Below are 14,890 nucleotides of genomic sequence, written 5' to 3'. Positions count from 1 at the left end.
CCTTATCTTCAGCTGCGAACCACGGTCGCCCGTTGAATTTCGTCTTGTCGCGGATCTTGCACTGACCGGTCCTGAGACTGAGCGGCCATCAGAGCACGCAATGAATCCTGCGTCGGCATGGCGACCGCCTCCGCCAAAACCACATGAGTCCGGTGGTGCCCCGGAAAGCCCAATTCGCCATGAACCGCGAAAATGTTTCGCTCTCCCGATGCAACCGGGACGCCTAGAACGACATGGTCTACAGCCCCCAATCGGGCCTGGGCTGACCGAGCCGCCAAGCTCATCGTAACGCTACCGACTTCGCTGTCGGTCAACGTCAGCCCGCCATGCCGCAACGCGTCTTTGACTTTCGGTTCCAGTCCATTCAACAGCGGATGCGCAGAAGACTCGGCCGGTTCCGCTCCAGGCCGTCGACCGCCTGCGTCCTGTCCGCGCAAAAGTCCCTGGTAGTCGTGCAAGTACAGGTCGCATTGAGTCAAGCGGCCGTCGCCGCTGTGATCGGTCAAACCATCGCGACGGGTGTAGGGAAAATCGGCGACCGATTTGGCCATTTCCTTGATTGCCCCCGCTTCGTCGAGAGCGCCGCTTCGCCATTGGTTATAGACCGGCGGCCACGCCAACCCCATCGGGCTGTAGCCCAGGTCTTTCCAGACCGGCTTGAACGACGGATCGCTTTTCGCCAGATCGGCGAAGATGGGGAACGCGTTGAAGATCGCCCTTGCCTCTTTTTCGCTCCGAAACTGTACGTACTCGTCGGCCGATCCTCGCGGAAAGCTTGCATCGCGATCCTTGTCGTGGCCGATCTCGTGAGCGATGGTGGAGAACATCCCATCGACTAAATGCGCACCTTCCCGCGTCTTGGCGAACTCGAGCTGCGCTTGATTAATGCGGATTTCGCGCTGCGGCTCCGCACGATACGAAGCCAGCGACTCATTGGGATCGCCCACGACTCGGCCGCCACCGGCGTAGAACGAAACGAAATCCGAGCTGGCATTGGGCGAACTCAGCACCAACTGGCGAAAACGTGATGGGAGCTCAGCAAAGCCGGCGTGCCCACGAAGATACTCCGCATTACGTTCGTAGCGAGATTGCATGCTTTCATCATCCATGACGCCCCTTCCCCATCCATGCTCTGCTAGTGGCGTTTATACTCGCTAAAATCGGCAGGGACTAGACAATGAAGCGCAGCCTGAAACTCTCAATGCGCAACTGCATGTTTCGCATTTCGATATTGGCTGTATTTTTTGTGGGCTGCAGCGCCCATCAGCGCAAGCCTGAGACAGATTCACTCGATGCGAGGGGCCTGATCGGCCAACCTGCACAGCTAGGTGCAAAGGGCATAAGCCAAATCGTCTCGTCACTCCAGGCACGCTATGGTGTCGCTGCCGGCACGCCGCTTTCTCCGCTCGTCAACACGAAGCAAGCAATTACCCTCGACGACGGCACCGTGTTGATTCAAACCTTGACCGACCTCAACGCCACCGGCGACGTTACGCGGGATGTGCGTATGGATGTGGCCGCGCAACCCTGCCTGCCCAGCGCGCGCGCGGCCGCCTGGATCGGCGCGCAGCGCCTGTCGGCCATAGCCGGTAGCGATATCGTTTCCGGCCACGTGGACTATCGGTTCGAGAACGCACAGGTGCGGATCGATCTGACTGGCGAGTTCGGTGGGAAAGAGTGTTTACGGGTGATCGAGATCTATCGACGCCCCAACCAATAGAGAGCTATCGCCAAATGCCGGCGCAACGCGTTTGCTTGCTTACTCCAGCGAAAAATCCGCCAACACGAGCTTCTCCTCGCGCCAGCCCATGACGGAAAAGCCGAGTCGCGATCCGTCTTTCTGGCGCAACCAGCAACGCACGCCAGGCTCGCTCTTCAACGCCACGCCCATTTCGTAGTGACCCGGGCCGCGATACGCCATGTACGAGTAGGCGCCCGGTTTTCTGGGGCCGGGCGAGGGGAATTCACCGACCGCCAGTTCTCCGTAATAGAACGTTGTCCACGGCGCGGCCATAAGGCTCCCTTCGCAAATACGACGGCAGTTTGCGCGTCCGGCCAAGTCTGACCCGCAGCTTTGGCGCAGACAACCGGATTGTGGTGCAGCCGCGCCTCGGGCATCCGGCGCTGAGTTACCGCAGATGCGCGCCGGGACCACGGTGACGGGATCGATGGGTTATCAAGTGGCCCTGAGGCCTGCTACCGATGATTTTCATCAAAGAAAAGGCCGTAGCGAATCGAATCGCTACGGCCTTTTTCGCAGACGCTCTGCGGCTTAACTACTTCGCCGAACGCTCCCCAGCCGACTCATCCCGAGCCGCCCGGAACTCCGAATCCTCCGCCCAGTTCGGCCAGCGGTTCGAATTCGCCAGATCGCTGCCCAACGTGTAGAGAATCTGCAGGTCCCGCGCCATGCCCTGGAAGGTCCAGCTGGCTTCCCACTGGTCGGCCGGCTGGTGGTAGCGGTCCTTCACGTAGGCCTCGCCTTCGGCCTTGCCCGCGGCGACGCCGCCGTCGACCTTGTCTTCGCCCGAGCCGAACGACACCGCCGGGACGCCACGCTTGGCGAAGGGGAAGTGGTCGGAGCGGAAGAAGTGGCCGGCCTCGGGCTTCGGGTCGGGCGCGTAGGCGACGTTCCACTTGGCCGCGGTGGCGATCAGTTCGTCCAGCAGTTCCTGCTTGGCGCTGCCGGAGGTGGTGAAGTCGCGCGAGATGCCGCCCGGGTCGAGCGCGTCGGTGTTGATGACGGCGACGGTCTTGGCCAGCGGGTACAGCGGCTTGGCGCTGTAGTACTCCGAGCCGAGCAAGCCCTTCTCTTCCGCGGTCACCGCCAGGAACACGACCGAGCGCTGCGGCTTCTTGGCCTTGGCGAAGGTGCGGCCCATTTCGATCAGCGCGGCGGTGCCGGTGGCGTTGTCGACGGCGCCGTTGTAGATGGTGTCGCCCTTGGCGTCGGGTTGCCCGATGCCCAGGTGGTCCCAGTGCGCGCTGTAGATGACGGTTTCGTCCGGGCGCTTGCTGCCGTCGACGCGGCCGACCACGTTCTGCGAGGTGATCACTTCGCTGTCGACGTTGTAGTTGGCCGAGAAGGTGACGTTCTTCAGCACCACCGGCTTGAAGTCGCGGGTCTGGGCCTGCTTCTTGAGCTTTTCGAAGTCCAGGCCAGCGCTCTTGAACAAGTTCACCGCGGTGTCGCGCTGGATCCAGCCTTCCAGGGTCGGATGGGTCGCGCCGGGGTTGTCGCGGACCACGTCGAACATGGTGTTGGTGTTGGAGTTCTTGACCGTGGCCCAGCCGTACGAGGCCGGGTCGGTCTCGTGCACGATCAGCAGGCCGAGCGCGCCGCGACGGGCGGCTTCTTCGTACTTGTAGGTCCAGCGGCCGTAGTAGGTCATGGCCTTGCCGCCGAACGGGCCGGCGCCGGCTTCGAAGTCCGGGTCGTTGATCAGGACCACGGCGACCTTGCCCTTGAGGTCCACGCCCTTGAAGTCGTCCCACTGGCGCTCGGGGGCGCTGACGCCGTAGCCGGCGAACACCAGCGGCGCGTTCTTGATGTTGACCGCCTTGGAGCCGTCGAGCGCGGCGCGCACGGCGATGTCGTTGCCCTGCACCAGCGGGCGGGCCTTCTTCTTCACCGCCACCGACAGGTTCGGGGTGCCGCTGATCTGCGAGCGCAGCAGGGGCACGGCCTGGGTCCACAGGCGCTTGCCGTCCTTGAGGTCGCCGCCGGGCTGCACGCCGGCCGCCTTGAACTGGGCGATCAGGTAATCGATGGTCTTCTTCTCGCCCTCGGTCGCCGGGCCGCGGCCTTCGAACTCGTCGGAGGAGAGGACTTTGACTTCCTCGGACAGGCGCTTGGTGTCGAACAGCGGCGTCTTCGGCGCTTTCGGCGCCTTGGCCGGCTTGGCGGCGTAGGCGGGCATCGACAGGACGGCGGCGCAAAGCACCGCCAGCGGAGTGGCGATCAATTTCATAGGTGGGGCCCCAGGGGTGGTCGGCCGATACTAGCTAGGCCTGCGTGACGGGTCTATTGGCGGATGGGGCGGAGATCCGCGGGCGGGTGGCGGGGGGATTTTCTGGGGGCGGTCGTCGGGGTGGGGCTTGGTGACGGCGCGGTGCTGGTCGCTGCGGGGCGATGGGGGCGTGAGGGGCGTCACAGGTGGGGCCTGGCGGTCGGGTGGGCGGGGACGTCGCGGCAGGCGGGGTGCGCCGGTGGTTGAGGTGGCGCGGTCGCGACTTGCGTCGCTCCTACAGGGGCTTCGGTCGGCTCGTGGCGGTCTGGCGGCGGCTTGGGTTGGGTGACGCCGGCGATTGGGGTGGCGCGGTCGCGGCTTGCGCCGCTCCTACAGGTAGATCGCGATGCAGCCGAAGCCCCTGTAGGAGCGGCGCGAGCCGCGACCGCGCCACTACAACCGCCGGCGCGCGTCCGCCACGCTCGCACATCCGGCCGACCGACGTGGACAACGCCCCTCACCCCACGGTTTCGATAGCAGCGCCCGGGTCGAACCATCCGTGCTTCCGGCTCGCGCGGTAGAGCCGCCCAGGCGCCGCGAACTCGGGATCGGCGAAGCAGCCGGCAGAGACGACCGCGCCATCGGGCAACGACTCGGCGGTCATGTAAACCAACGTGCCGCAATGCGGACAGAAGTGCTGCTCAACCCAACGCCCGGCATCGCTGCCGCGGCGCCAGGCACGCGCCCCGCCTTCGATGCGCAGTTGCGCGAGCTCATAACGGGCGCGATACGAGAACGCCGAGCCGGTGGCGCGCTGGCAGTCCAGGCAGGCGCAGGCGTAGACGCTGCGCGGTTCGCCGTAGGTGTGCGCGCGCAGCTGGCCGCAGGCGCAGGCGGCGGTGCGGGTGGGTGCGGTGTCGCTCATGCGGGGCGCTCGCGGACGGTTCGGGCGGGCATGGTCGGCGCCGGCGGCGGGCCTGTAAATTACCTACTTTGCGGTGCGCGCTTACCTCGAAGTAAGGACACGATGCGATGAAACGCCTTCAACAAGACGGATGCGGCCTGGCCACCGCGCTCAACGCCATCGGCGGCAAGTGGAAGACGATGATCCTGTGGGAAGTGAATCTGGCGCCGCGCCGGTTCGGCGAGCTCAAGCGCTTGCTGCCGGGGATCAGCGAGAAGGTGCTGACCCAACAGTTGCGCGAGATGGAGACCGATGCGCTGGTGCGGCGCGAGGTGTTCCCCGGCGCGGTGCAGAAGGTCGAGTACTCGGTGACGCCGTATGGAGTGAGCTTGAACGAGGCGATCGGCGTGCTGTCGCATTGGGGCAAGCAGCACGAACAGCGGATGGCGGCGGCGGAGCGGAACCTGGCTTGAGCGGGGCGGTGTCGTAGCTCGTAGCCCGGGCTTTTGTGGGAGGGCCTTCAGGCCCGATGCTCTTGTTCCAGTTCGCCTCGATCTGAAACAAGAGCATCGGGCCTGAAGGCCCTCCCACAAGTAGGCTGCCCCACAAGAAAGGCTGTCCCACAAGGTAGGAAAGCCTCGCAAGAAAGGCCGCCCGCAAGCGCGCGCCGGCTGCGCTCAGGCGCTGCGCAGCGTGCGCGCCGGGCTCGGCGCGCTGTCGGGCAGCTCTTCGATCATCCGCCCGAACGCGGCCACCGCCGGCGTGCACGCGCCTGGGCGACGCAGCAGCACGAACTCGGCCGGCGGCAGTTTCGGCAGGCCGTAATGGCCGTCGACGATGCGCATGCCGGGCTCCACGTCGTCTTCGACCATCACCGTGATGCCCAGCCCCGCCGCGACCGCGGCGAGCAGGCCCTGCTGGCTCGGCGAAGTGAACACCACATGCCAGTCCACCCCGGTGCCGTCGAGCGCGGACACGCCGATGTGGCGGTTGACGCAGGGCGAGGGAAAGAACGCGAACGGCAGCGAGCGACCGGCCGCGATGTCGAAATGATCGGCCGCCACCCAGACGAAGCGCGTGCGCCGCAGCACCTGTTCGCCGCTGCGCTCGGGCAGGCCGATGACCACGGCCAGATCGAGTTCGTCGTTGTCGACCATCTGTCGCAGGTCCATGCTCATGCTGACGTTGACGTCCATGCGCACGTTCGGAAACGCGCAGGCGAACTGGCGCAGCAGGCCGGGCAGGCGGTCGCCGATGAAATTCTCGGGCACGCCGAAGCGCACGCTGCCGGCGATGGGCGACGGCTGGAAGCGCCGCGCCAACGCTTCCAGCGACTGCAGGATCTGTTGCGCGTGGCGCAGGAAGTCCTCGCCGTCCTCGGTCAGCATCAGCCGGCGCGTGGTGCGGTGGAGCAAGGCGCGGCCGACCTGGTCTTCGAGCCGGCGGATCTGGTGGCTGATCGCCGACTGGGTCAGGTGCAGGCGTTCGCCGGCGCGGGTGAAGCCGCCGGTTTCGACCACGGCGACGAAGGTGCGCAGCAGGGTCGGATCGAAGTCCATGGCGCCTCACGATTGATGATGGCTGTCGATGGATTCTACAAAATCAAATCATTTCCCTCATGAGTAGCCGGGGAACACAATGGCTGCGCTGCCGGGACGATGCCGCGCGCATCGCCGCCGGCGTCCCGCCGCGGCGCCGGGTTCGCGCGAACCGGCGCCATCGCCGCCACCACGCTGGCAGCAGCCCCGCGCGAGGCTGATACGCCGGCGCGTCCGCTCGCCCCGCCCTGCCCCACACGCGAAGCCCGCAGGCCTGCGGCGCGTCCGCTCGCCCGCGCTTCGCCGACCACCCACCCGGATGCCCCCATGACTTTGTCCGTCTCCACACGCAACGCGCTCGCCCTCGGCGCGGTCAGCCTGGCCGCGCTGATGTTCGGGCTGGAGATCTCCAGCGTGCCGGTGATCCTGCCGACCCTGGAAAAACAGCTGCACGGCAGCCTGCGCGACCTGCAGTGGGTGATGAACGCCTACACCCTGGCCTGCACTACGGTGCTGATGGCCGCCGGCACCTTCGCCGACCGCTACGGACGTCGGCGCGTGTTCGTGATCAGCACGCTCGCCTTCGGCCTGACCTCGCTGCTGTGCGGGCTGGCGCCGAACATGCCGGTGCTGATCGCCGTACGCTTCCTGCAAGGGCTGGCCGGCGGCGCGATGCTGACCAGCCAGTTCGCGATCCTTTCGCACCAGTTCCGCGAAGGCCGCGAGCGCAGCCGCGCGTTCGCGGTGTTCGGCATCGTGTTCGGCTTCGGCCTGGGGTTCGGGCCGATCATCGGCGGCGGCATCGTCGCCTTGTCGAGCTGGCCGTGGGTGTTCCTGGTGCACGCGCCGCTGGCGGCGCTGACCTGGGCGATGGTGGCGCTGGGCGCGCAGGAATCGCGCGAGGCGCAGAACCATCCGCTCGACGTGGCCGGCCTGGCGACGCTGTCGCTGGCGGTGCTGGGGCTGACGTTCTACATCACCCAGGCGCCGGAAACCGGCTACGGCGATGCGCCGTTGCTGGCCGTGCTGGCCGCCGCGGTGCTGAGCCTGATCGCGTTCGTGCGCGTCGAACGGCGCCGCGCGCATCCGATGTTCGACTTCGGCGTGTTCCGCATCCGCGCGTTTTCCGGCGCGATCATGGGCTCGATCGGGATGAACTTCAGCTTCTGGCCGTTGATGATCTATCTGCCGATCTACTTCCAGAGCGCGCTGGGCTACGACGCGGTCCGCGCCGGCACCGCCCTGCTCGCCTACACCGTACCGACCCTGGCGATGCCGCCGCTGGCCGAACGCTGGGCGCAGCGCTACGGCGCAGGACGGATCATTCCGTTGGGGCTGGCGCTGATCGGCGTCGGCTTCCTGGCGATGTACGCGGGCAGCCTGCCGGAGGCGGCGAGCTGGAAGACGATCCTGCCGGGCGCGGTGCTGTCGGGCGTGGGTTTGGGATTGACCAACACCTTGGTGAGCAACACCACCACCGGCTCGGTACCGGCCTCGCGTACGGGCATGGCCTCGGGCATCGACATGAGCGCGCGTCTGATCACGCTGGCGATCAATATCGCGCTGATGGGGTTGATCCTGATCGCGGGCATCGCCGCGCATCTGCGCAGCGCCGTCGGTGCGACGCTGGACGACGCGACGCTGCGCACGCTGGCGGCGCGGATCGCGGTCGGCGACCTGGACGCCGCGCAACGCCTGGGCCTGGGCGCCGACGGTGGCGCAGCCGCGCACCAAGCCCTGGTGCACGGATTCGCCTGGCTGTGGTGGTATGGCGGCGCCGGCGTCGTAGTGCTGGCGGCGCTGAGCTGGCGATTGTTCGCGGCGCAACGGCTTGCGCATGCGCGCGGCGCGGCGGCGCAGGCGAATTCCGCGTTGCCGGCCTGCCATTGACGCCACAAGACGAACGCGAAACAGCCGAAGCCCCTGTAGGAGCGACGCGAGTCGCGACCGCGGGGTAACGGCCCGCAGCGAAGGTTTCATCGTAAGCGCAGTGTCGCGGTCGCGGCTCGCGCCGCTCCTACAGGGAGATCGCGAAGCGACCGGAGCCCTTGTAGGAGCGACGCGAGTCGCGACCGCGGGGCGACGGCCCGCAGCGAAGGTTTCGTCGTAAGCGCAGTGTCGCGGTCGCGGCTTGCGCCGCTCCTACAGGGAGATCGCGAAGCAGCGCGCAGTCGCATTCGCGCGTTCATCTCGATCCGCCACGCCATCGGACCGTTTTGGCAAACTGCGCCGCTGCACCCCGCCCGCTGCAAGGATTTCTTTTGCCAGCCGCGAGAATTCCTCGTTTGCCGCCTCCCGCGGCGCTGCCAATAATCGGGGTTCGCCCCGAAGGAGTCCCCCATGCAACGACGCGCTTTCCTCCAATGCACCGGCAGCTTGCTGCTCGCCGGCGGCGCCGTCGCCAGTTTCGGCGCCGCGGCGCTGAGCCCTAAGCCCGCCGCATCCGCCGATGCCGCGCTGCGCGCGCGCCTGGCCGAACTGGAAAAGCGCAGCGGCGGGCGCCTGGGCGTGTCGGCGCTCGACACCGCCGACGGCCGCCGCTTCGATGTGCGCGGCGACGAGCGCTTCGCCATGTGCAGCACCTTCAAGTTCCTGCTCGCCGCGGCGGTGCTGCGCAAGGCCGATCTGGGCGAACTCGACATGCAGCAACGCCTCGCCGTGCCGAAGTCGGCGCTGATCTCGCATTCCCCGATCACCACGCCGATCGCCGAAGCCGGCGGCAGCGCCAGCCTCGCCCAGTTGTGCGAGGCGACCATGACCATCAGCGACAACGCCGCCGCCAACCTGCTGCTGCCGCTGGTCGGCAATCCGGCCGGGCTGACCCGGTTCCTGCGCGGCATCGGCGACAAGGTCACCCGTCTGGACCGCAACGAGCCCGAGCTCAACACCGCCCTGCCCGGCGATCCGCGCGACACCACCTCGCCCAACGCGATGCTGGCGAGCATGCGCACGCTGCTGCTCGGCGACGCGCTGAGCGCGGCCTCGCGCCGCCAGCTCACCGATTGGCTGATCGCCAACCAGACCGGCGACAAGCGCCTGCGCGCGGGGCTGCCGAAGAGCTGGCGCATCGGCGACAAGACCGGCAGCGGCAACGGCACCACCAACGACATCGCCATTATCTGGCCGCAGGGGCGCAAGCCGGTGTTCATTACGACCTATCTGACCCAGGCGCAGGGCGAGGACGATGCGCGAAGCGCGATCCTGGCCGACGCGGCGCGCGCGCTGGCGCAGCACTGGATCGGCGCGGCCTGACGCCGGCGCGCCAGCAGGAAATCTTTTGCCTGGGGCGAGAATTCTTCGTTTGTGGCCGCGCCCGCCGCTTCGAATAATCCAGGCTCCTCTTGAACTGGAGCCCGGCCATGCAACGACGCAACTTCCTGGAAAGCGCGGTGACCTTCCTGCTCGTCGCTGGTGCGGGCGCCGGCTTCGCCCCGAACGTCGTCGCGGCCGCACCGGCCGACGGCGACCAAGCCGGCGGCGGCGATGCGCTCGGCGAGCGCCTGGCCAAGCTCGAACAGCGCAGCGGCGGGCGCCTGGGCGTGGCGGTGCTGGACACCGCCGACGGCCGCCACTGGGCCACCCGCGGCGACGAGCGCTTCGCCATGTGCAGCACCTACAAATTGCCGCTGGTCGCGGCGGTGCTGCGCAAGGCCGAGCTCGGCGAGATCGACCTGTACGCGCGCATCGCCGTGCCGCAGGCCGCGCTGGTGCCGTATTCGCCGGCGACCGCGCCGATCGCCCGCGCCGGCGGCAGCGCCAGCGTCGCCCAGTTATGCGAGGCGTCGATGACGATCAGCGACAACACCGCGGCCAATCTGCTGCTGCCGCTGGTCGGCGATCCGGCCGGAGTCAACCGGTTCCTGCACGGCATCGGCGACGACATCTCGCGCATGCAGCGCATGCCCGGCGCGCCGCTGCGCGCGGGCGACGCCAACGACACCACCACGCCCAACGCCATGCTCGCCACCATGCGCCGCCTGCTGCTCGGCGATGCCTTGAATCCGGCCTCGCGCCAGCGCCTGACCGAATGGATGCTGGCCAGCAAGACCGGCGACACGCGGCTGCGCGCGGGCCTGCCCCAGCGCTGGCGCGTCGGCCACAAGACCGGTACCGGCCAGGGCACCGCCAACGACATCGCCATCGTCTGGCCGGGCCGGCGCAAGCCGGTGCTGATCGCCAGCTACCTCACCGATGCCTGGGGCGATGACGAACTGCGCAACTCGGTGCTGGCCGATGTGGCGCGGACCTTGGCCGCGCATTGGATCGTCGAGGCGTAAGCGGCGGCGGCGCGCAGCCGCGAGATCGCACAGTGCGGGTTGGGAAATTGCGGGTTTAGAATCGGAATCGAAGCCCCCGCGCGCCGCGAACCGGCGCGCGCCACAAGGAACCGCATGTCCCGCAAGCCCTGGATCCTGCTCGCCGTCGCCGCCACCGGCCTCGCCCTCGCCGCCACCTTCGTATTCCAGCCCAAGCCGGGCGCGCTGCTCGCGCTCAAGCCCGCTCCGCCGCCGCCGACGCCTTACGACTGGAGCGCGCAGGTGGAGTGGATCGCCGGCGACGGCGTGCGTGGCCTGCGCAACGGCGCCGCGCGGCAGGCGCGCCTGGACGATCCTTACGGCCTGGTGCGCACCGGCGACGGCACGCTGTATTTCAGCGATGCCGGCGACAACAACCGTATCCGTTCGATGACGCCCGACGGGCGCGTGGCGACGGTGGCCGGTTCCAAGGAAGGCTTCGTCGACGGCGTCGGCCTGGCCGCTGCGTTCAATACGCCCTCGGGCCTGGCCTTGGACGGCGACGGCAATCTGTACGTCGCCGACACCGGCAACCACGCGATCCGCAAGATTTCCAAACAAGGCGCGGTGACCACGCTGGCCGGCGACGGCACGCCCGGTTATCGCGACGGCGCAGGCAGGCAAGCGCAGTTCGACGGACCGATGGGCGTGGCGGTGAGCCGGCGCGGGCGCGTGTTCGTCGCCGACACGTACAACGACCGCATCCGCGTGATCGAGCCCGACGGCACGGTGAGCACGCTGGCCGGCAACGGCAAGCCCGGCTTCGCCGACGGCGCGGCGGCGATCGCCCAGTTCGATACACCGACCGCGTTGGCGCTGGATGCGCAAGGTTTGCTGTGGGTCGCCGATACGCGCAACAAAGCGCTGCGGCGCGTGCAACCCGATGGCGATGTGTCGACGCTGTCGTTGCTGCCCGCGACCTTGGGCCAGAGCCCGCTGGTGCGGCCGGCGGCGCTGGCGATCACCCACGACGGCTTGTTCTACATCGCCGATCAGGCGATGGGCATGACCTTCCAGATACGTCGCGACGGCAACTGGGTGGTGCTCAGCGGCGATACCCAGGATCAGCGTCTGTCGCGTCCCGCCGGACTCGCGCTCGGCGGCGACGGTTCGCTGTACGTGACCGACGCGGCCAGCCATCGCTTGCATCGCATCGCACCCGCGGCGCCGGCGGTGGCGCCGCTGGCCAACGGCCCGGTCGGCCCGGCCGAGGCGGACCCGCTGCCCGACACCGCCGGCCGGTGGCCGCTGCAACCGCAGGACGGCTGGCACGAAGTGGTCGGCACGCTCGGCGAAGTGCGCGGCGACGGCTACGGCGAAGCGCGCCATCACCTGCACGGCGGCCTCGACATCCGCGGCGACATCGGCCAGGCGGTGCTGGCGATCGCCGACGCCAAGGTGTCGGCGCCGGTAGCGTCGTGGGGTTTCGGCAATCTCGGCGAAGGCGCCGAACTCGGCCGGCTGTCCTACATCCACATGCGCGTGGGCCGCAACGCGCGCGGCGAACCGCTCGATCCGGCCCGCTTCAAACCGATCTACGGCGACGACGGGCAACTCGAACGCATGCGCCTGCGCCGCGGCACGCGCTTCGTTGTCGGCGACACGCTCGGCACGATCAATCCGATGGCGCACGTGCATCTGAGCCTGGGCCCGAGCGGTTACGAGCGCAACGCCATCGCGCTGAACTTCGTCGGTTACGCCGATCACGTGGCGCCGCGGCTGGAGCGCATCGAACTGCTCGACACGCTGGGCCAGCCGCTGAAGGACAAACGCGAGGGCCGCCTGCTGGTGTCGCGCGCGCTGTCGGGGCTGCAAATCGTCGCCGAAGGTTGGGATCAGGTCGACGACAATCTGCCGCGCCGGCGGCTGGGCCTGTACACGCTGGGCTACCAATGGCTCGACGCCAAGGGCCAACCGCTGCCGGGCTACGAAGCGCCGCGCATGAACATCGAGTTCGACCGCCTGCCGCCCGACGACACCACCCAGACCATCTACGCGCCCGGCAGCGGCATCACCGTGCACGGCAGCGCGGTCACCCGCTTCCGCTACGTGCTCAGCAACACCGTGCGCGGCGGCCGGGTGAGCGAAGGCCTGTGGCTGCCCAGCGAGCTGGCGCCGGGCGATTACACGCTGCGGGTGACGGCGCGCGATTACAGCGGCAACGAGGCCGGCGGGCGCCGCGAGCTGGCGATCCGGGTGCAGTGACGCGCCGCGGCGGCGCGGCGCGAGCGATCACTGGAACGGATCGGGATCGGCGGGGCCGAGCCCGGCCAGGCCGGGCTCGGACGGCGCGAGCTTGAACGAGGTGCGCTCGAAGCGGTCCGCCTCGACCCGGTTCAGGCGCTGGCGCTTGCTCCGCTCGACCTTCTCCAGCACGCCCTCGAAATAGTAGGTATGGCCGGCTTCGGCCTGCAGCGACAGCGCCGAGCCGTCGCCGCCTTCGGCCAGGACGAAGCGGTGCTCGCCCGGTTCGATCGTGCGCACGGCGTACTGGCCGAAACGCAGGCTGGCGAGGCTGGCGTCGCCCTCGCGCACCTCGAAAATCTGGCGATTGCCCCAGAACGGCACGTCCCGGTAGAACACCACCAACGCCTTGCCGGCGTCCGGCGGCGCGAGCTTGAGCGGCGCGCTGCGCTGGCTGTTGACCGCCGCGGACACCGCATCGTTGATGACCATCGGCATCTGCGCCTGGGCGCCGCCGGCCGCGAGCAGCACCGCCGCGAACGCGGCGGCGCGGAGCGTGTGCTTCATCGAACCCTTCCCCCTGAATGTGCATCCGCCGCTGCGGACGCGCGAGCAGTCTAGCCCAGCGCGCGCACGCGGCGATGGCCGCTGCCTGGGTCGTGCGTGCGCCGCCGGCTCAACGCCCGGCCACGCCGATCGCCGCCGGCGCGCCGTTGGCGAACACCACCGGCGCGCCGGCCGGTTTCAGGCGCTCGTTTTCGATCCGCAGCAGGTGCAGCGCGCGGTCGTCGATGCTCTGCGCCAGCACGCTGCGGCTGTCGTCGCCGAAGGCCACGCCTTCGGCCCAGGCGCCGATGGGCGCGGCGTCGAGGCGGCGCAGGCGGCGGTCTTCGATCTTCAGCAGCACCACCAGGCTGTGCGGCGAATACCAGGGATGCGCGGCCGGGCGGTTGCTCATGTTCTGCACCGCGGCGACGGCGTAGCGGCCGTCGGGCGAACAGGCCACGTCCTCGGGCGCGGAGCCGACCGCGACGGTGTCGATCACCCGCGGCCTGGCGCCGGCCAGATCGATCAGGCTGACCGTGTCGATGTCGCCGTTGCTGCTGTCGGGGATGCCGAAATTGCCGACCACGGCGAGGTCCGCGCCGCACCAGGCGACGGTGAACGGGGTGACGCCGGCGGCCATGTCGCGGACCGCGGGCTGGACGATGCGACCGTCGCGCCAGTCGTACAGCGATACGCGCTGGGCGTCGGATTGCGCGACCAGCACGCGCTTGCCGTCGGGCGCGAACGCGCTCGACAGCGGGCCCATGTTCGGCGCCAGCGTCGATTTTTCGGCGATGGCGGCGCGGCGGTCGCGAATCGACAGGTAGACGAAACCGTTGTCGGGGTTGGACGAGACCAGCGCGGTGTCGCCGCTGCGGTCGAACTTGACCGACGAGGGACGCACGCCGAGCGCAAGGGTCTGCACGAGCTTGGGCGCCTTGCCCGACAGGTCCACCACCGACAGCCGGTCGTCGGCGGCGTAGCGCGTGGGATCGGCCGGATCGACCTTGGACGACGACAGCACCAGCGCGAGATCGCCGCGCGGCGACACCGCGATCGAGGTCGGCGGGCCGAGGTAGCTGGTGGGCACCGCGACCTCGCCGAGCTTGCGCAGGCGCCCGTCTTCGAGCCGGAAGAACGCAGCCGAATCGCCGGCCGGGCGTTTGGGAATCGCGCCGGCGCCGTTGCGCAGGATCACCTTGGAATCGACGGCCACGCCGAAGGTCTGCGCGGCGGCGCACAGCGGCGACAGCGCCAGCAGCAGCGCGAGCGATTTGAGCGGCATGGCGGTCTCTCCGATGGGATCGCTCGATGATCGGCACGGCGCGGGTGCGCTTCCCACTGTCGAAGGTCACCTTTGCGCGGTGAAGCGCGCCGGGGTGGGATGGTGGTTGCGCGGCGCGCAGGCGTTGGCTCCTGTCGTCTCCCTCCTACCGTCATCCCCGCGAAAGCGGGGATCCAGGGCTTCACCGC

Annotated in this window: 14 protein-coding genes; 7 read left to right on the top strand and 7 right to left on the bottom strand. The window is 68.6% G+C overall.

Features of this window, described 5'->3' with window-relative positions:
• Positions 1–8: 8 nt before the first annotated feature.
• Positions 9–1,109 (bottom strand): XVIPCD domain-containing protein, encoded by a 1,101-nt coding sequence (locus BLU84_RS01600; protein ID WP_170849069.1) that lies wholly within the window; start codon positions 1,107–1,109, stop codon positions 9–11.
• Between the two features lie 68 nt (positions 1,110–1,177).
• Between BLU84_RS01600 and BLU84_RS01595 the strand changes: the two genes are divergently transcribed.
• Positions 1,178–1,720, top strand: coding sequence for a hypothetical protein (locus BLU84_RS01595; protein ID WP_074862013.1), 543 nt, complete (start codon positions 1,178–1,180; stop codon positions 1,718–1,720).
• 39 nt (positions 1,721–1,759) lie between these two features.
• On the opposite strand, the gene BLU84_RS26060 is transcribed toward BLU84_RS01595, so the two are convergent.
• From BLU84_RS26060 to BLU84_RS01585, 3 genes are all read right to left on the bottom strand, one after another.
• Complete coding sequence (locus tag BLU84_RS26060; RefSeq protein ID WP_139174545.1) at positions 1,760–2,014, bottom strand: hypothetical protein; 255 nt, start codon at positions 2,012–2,014, stop codon at positions 1,760–1,762.
• 262 nt (positions 2,015–2,276) lie between these two features.
• Complete coding sequence (locus BLU84_RS01590; RefSeq protein ID WP_074863252.1) at positions 2,277–3,920, bottom strand: M28 family metallopeptidase; 1,644 nt, start codon at positions 3,918–3,920, stop codon at positions 2,277–2,279.
• Positions 3,921–4,467: 547 nt separating this feature from the next.
• Complete coding sequence (locus tag BLU84_RS01585) at positions 4,468–4,875, bottom strand: GFA family protein (RefSeq protein ID WP_074862010.1); 408 nt, start codon at positions 4,873–4,875, stop codon at positions 4,468–4,470.
• A gap of 107 nt (positions 4,876–4,982) precedes the next feature.
• On the opposite strand from BLU84_RS01585, the gene BLU84_RS01580 reads away from it, so the two are divergent.
• Complete coding sequence (locus BLU84_RS01580; RefSeq protein WP_074862007.1) at positions 4,983–5,327, top strand: winged helix-turn-helix transcriptional regulator; 345 nt, start codon at positions 4,983–4,985, stop codon at positions 5,325–5,327.
• A 35-nt stretch (positions 5,328–5,362) separates the two neighbouring features.
• Positions 5,363–5,413 (top strand): DUF6053 domain-containing protein, encoded by a 51-nt coding sequence (locus BLU84_RS28105; RefSeq protein ID WP_425479316.1) that lies wholly within the window; start codon positions 5,363–5,365, stop codon positions 5,411–5,413.
• 118 nt (positions 5,414–5,531) lie between these two features.
• Here the strand turns inward: BLU84_RS28105 and BLU84_RS01575 are convergent, their stop codons facing one another.
• Positions 5,532–6,413: a LysR family transcriptional regulator gene (locus BLU84_RS01575; protein WP_074862004.1), complete on the bottom strand. Its 882-nt coding sequence runs from the start codon at positions 6,411–6,413 to the stop codon at positions 5,532–5,534.
• Positions 6,414–6,719: 306 nt separating this feature from the next.
• Between BLU84_RS01575 and BLU84_RS01570 the strand changes: the two genes are divergently transcribed.
• From BLU84_RS01570 to BLU84_RS01555, 4 genes are all read left to right on the top strand, one after another.
• Entirely contained in the window at positions 6,720–8,282 is a 1,563-nt protein-coding gene (locus BLU84_RS01570) for an MFS transporter (RefSeq protein WP_074862000.1), read from the top strand.
• Positions 8,283–8,732: 450 nt separating this feature from the next.
• On the top strand, positions 8,733–9,644 hold the full coding sequence (gene bla, locus BLU84_RS01565) for a class A beta-lactamase (RefSeq protein WP_074861998.1): 912 nt from the start codon (positions 8,733–8,735) through the stop codon (positions 9,642–9,644).
• A 107-nt stretch (positions 9,645–9,751) separates the two neighbouring features.
• Positions 9,752–10,669: a class A beta-lactamase gene (bla, locus tag BLU84_RS01560; RefSeq protein WP_083382242.1), complete on the top strand. Its 918-nt coding sequence runs from the start codon at positions 9,752–9,754 to the stop codon at positions 10,667–10,669.
• A gap of 114 nt (positions 10,670–10,783) precedes the next feature.
• Entirely contained in the window at positions 10,784–12,892 is a 2,109-nt protein-coding gene (locus BLU84_RS01555; protein WP_074861990.1) for an NHL repeat-containing protein, read from the top strand.
• Between the two features lie 27 nt (positions 12,893–12,919).
• Here BLU84_RS01555 and BLU84_RS01550 read toward each other — a convergent pair whose 3' ends face one another.
• Together BLU84_RS01550 and BLU84_RS01545 are read right to left on the bottom strand one after the other, a co-directional pair.
• The gene (locus tag BLU84_RS01550; protein WP_074861988.1) at positions 12,920–13,438 is read right to left on the bottom strand and encodes a DUF2846 domain-containing protein; all 519 of its coding nucleotides are present in this window, start codon (positions 13,436–13,438) and stop codon (positions 12,920–12,922) included.
• Positions 13,439–13,547: 109 nt separating this feature from the next.
• Positions 13,548–14,702 carry a beta-propeller fold lactonase family protein gene (locus tag BLU84_RS01545; RefSeq protein WP_074861985.1) on the bottom strand — a complete coding sequence of 385 codons (1,155 nt, stop codon included), beginning with the start codon at positions 14,700–14,702 and terminating at the stop codon, positions 13,548–13,550.
• Positions 14,703–14,890 lie beyond the last annotated feature (188 nt).

It is taken from the genome of Lysobacter enzymogenes (assembly GCF_900106525.1).
GTDB lineage: Bacteria > Pseudomonadota > Gammaproteobacteria > Xanthomonadales > Xanthomonadaceae > Lysobacter > Lysobacter enzymogenes.
Note: the sequence above shows the minus strand (reverse complement) of the source record. Positions and strands in the feature narration are given on the sequence as shown.

Coding starts and splice junctions, on each gene's coding strand:
- bla (WP_074861998.1), top strand. CDS start 8,733: ATGCAACGACGCGCTTTCCTCCAATGCACCGGCAGCTTGCTGCTCGCC.
- BLU84_RS01545 (WP_074861985.1), bottom strand. CDS start 14,702: ATGCCGCTCAAATCGCTCGCGCTGCTGCTGGCGCTGTCGCCGCTGTGC.
- BLU84_RS01590 (WP_074863252.1), bottom strand. CDS start 3,920: ATGCCCGCCTACGCCGCCAAGCCGGCCAAGGCGCCGAAAGCGCCGAAG.
- BLU84_RS26060 (WP_139174545.1), bottom strand. CDS start 2,014: ATGGCCGCGCCGTGGACAACGTTCTATTACGGAGAACTGGCGGTCGGT.
- BLU84_RS01600 (WP_170849069.1), bottom strand. CDS start 1,109: ATGGATGATGAAAGCATGCAATCTCGCTACGAACGTAATGCGGAGTAT.
- bla (WP_083382242.1), top strand. CDS start 9,752: ATGCAACGACGCAACTTCCTGGAAAGCGCGGTGACCTTCCTGCTCGTC.
- BLU84_RS01555 (WP_074861990.1), top strand. CDS start 10,784: ATGTCCCGCAAGCCCTGGATCCTGCTCGCCGTCGCCGCCACCGGCCTC.
- BLU84_RS01585 (WP_074862010.1), bottom strand. CDS start 4,875: ATGAGCGACACCGCACCCACCCGCACCGCCGCCTGCGCCTGCGGCCAG.
- BLU84_RS01550 (WP_074861988.1), bottom strand. CDS start 13,438: ATGAAGCACACGCTCCGCGCCGCCGCGTTCGCGGCGGTGCTGCTCGCG.
- BLU84_RS01580 (WP_074862007.1), top strand. CDS start 4,983: ATGAAACGCCTTCAACAAGACGGATGCGGCCTGGCCACCGCGCTCAAC.
- BLU84_RS01570 (WP_074862000.1), top strand. CDS start 6,720: ATGACTTTGTCCGTCTCCACACGCAACGCGCTCGCCCTCGGCGCGGTC.
- BLU84_RS01595 (WP_074862013.1), top strand. CDS start 1,178: ATGAAGCGCAGCCTGAAACTCTCAATGCGCAACTGCATGTTTCGCATT.
- BLU84_RS01575 (WP_074862004.1), bottom strand. CDS start 6,413: ATGGACTTCGATCCGACCCTGCTGCGCACCTTCGTCGCCGTGGTCGAA.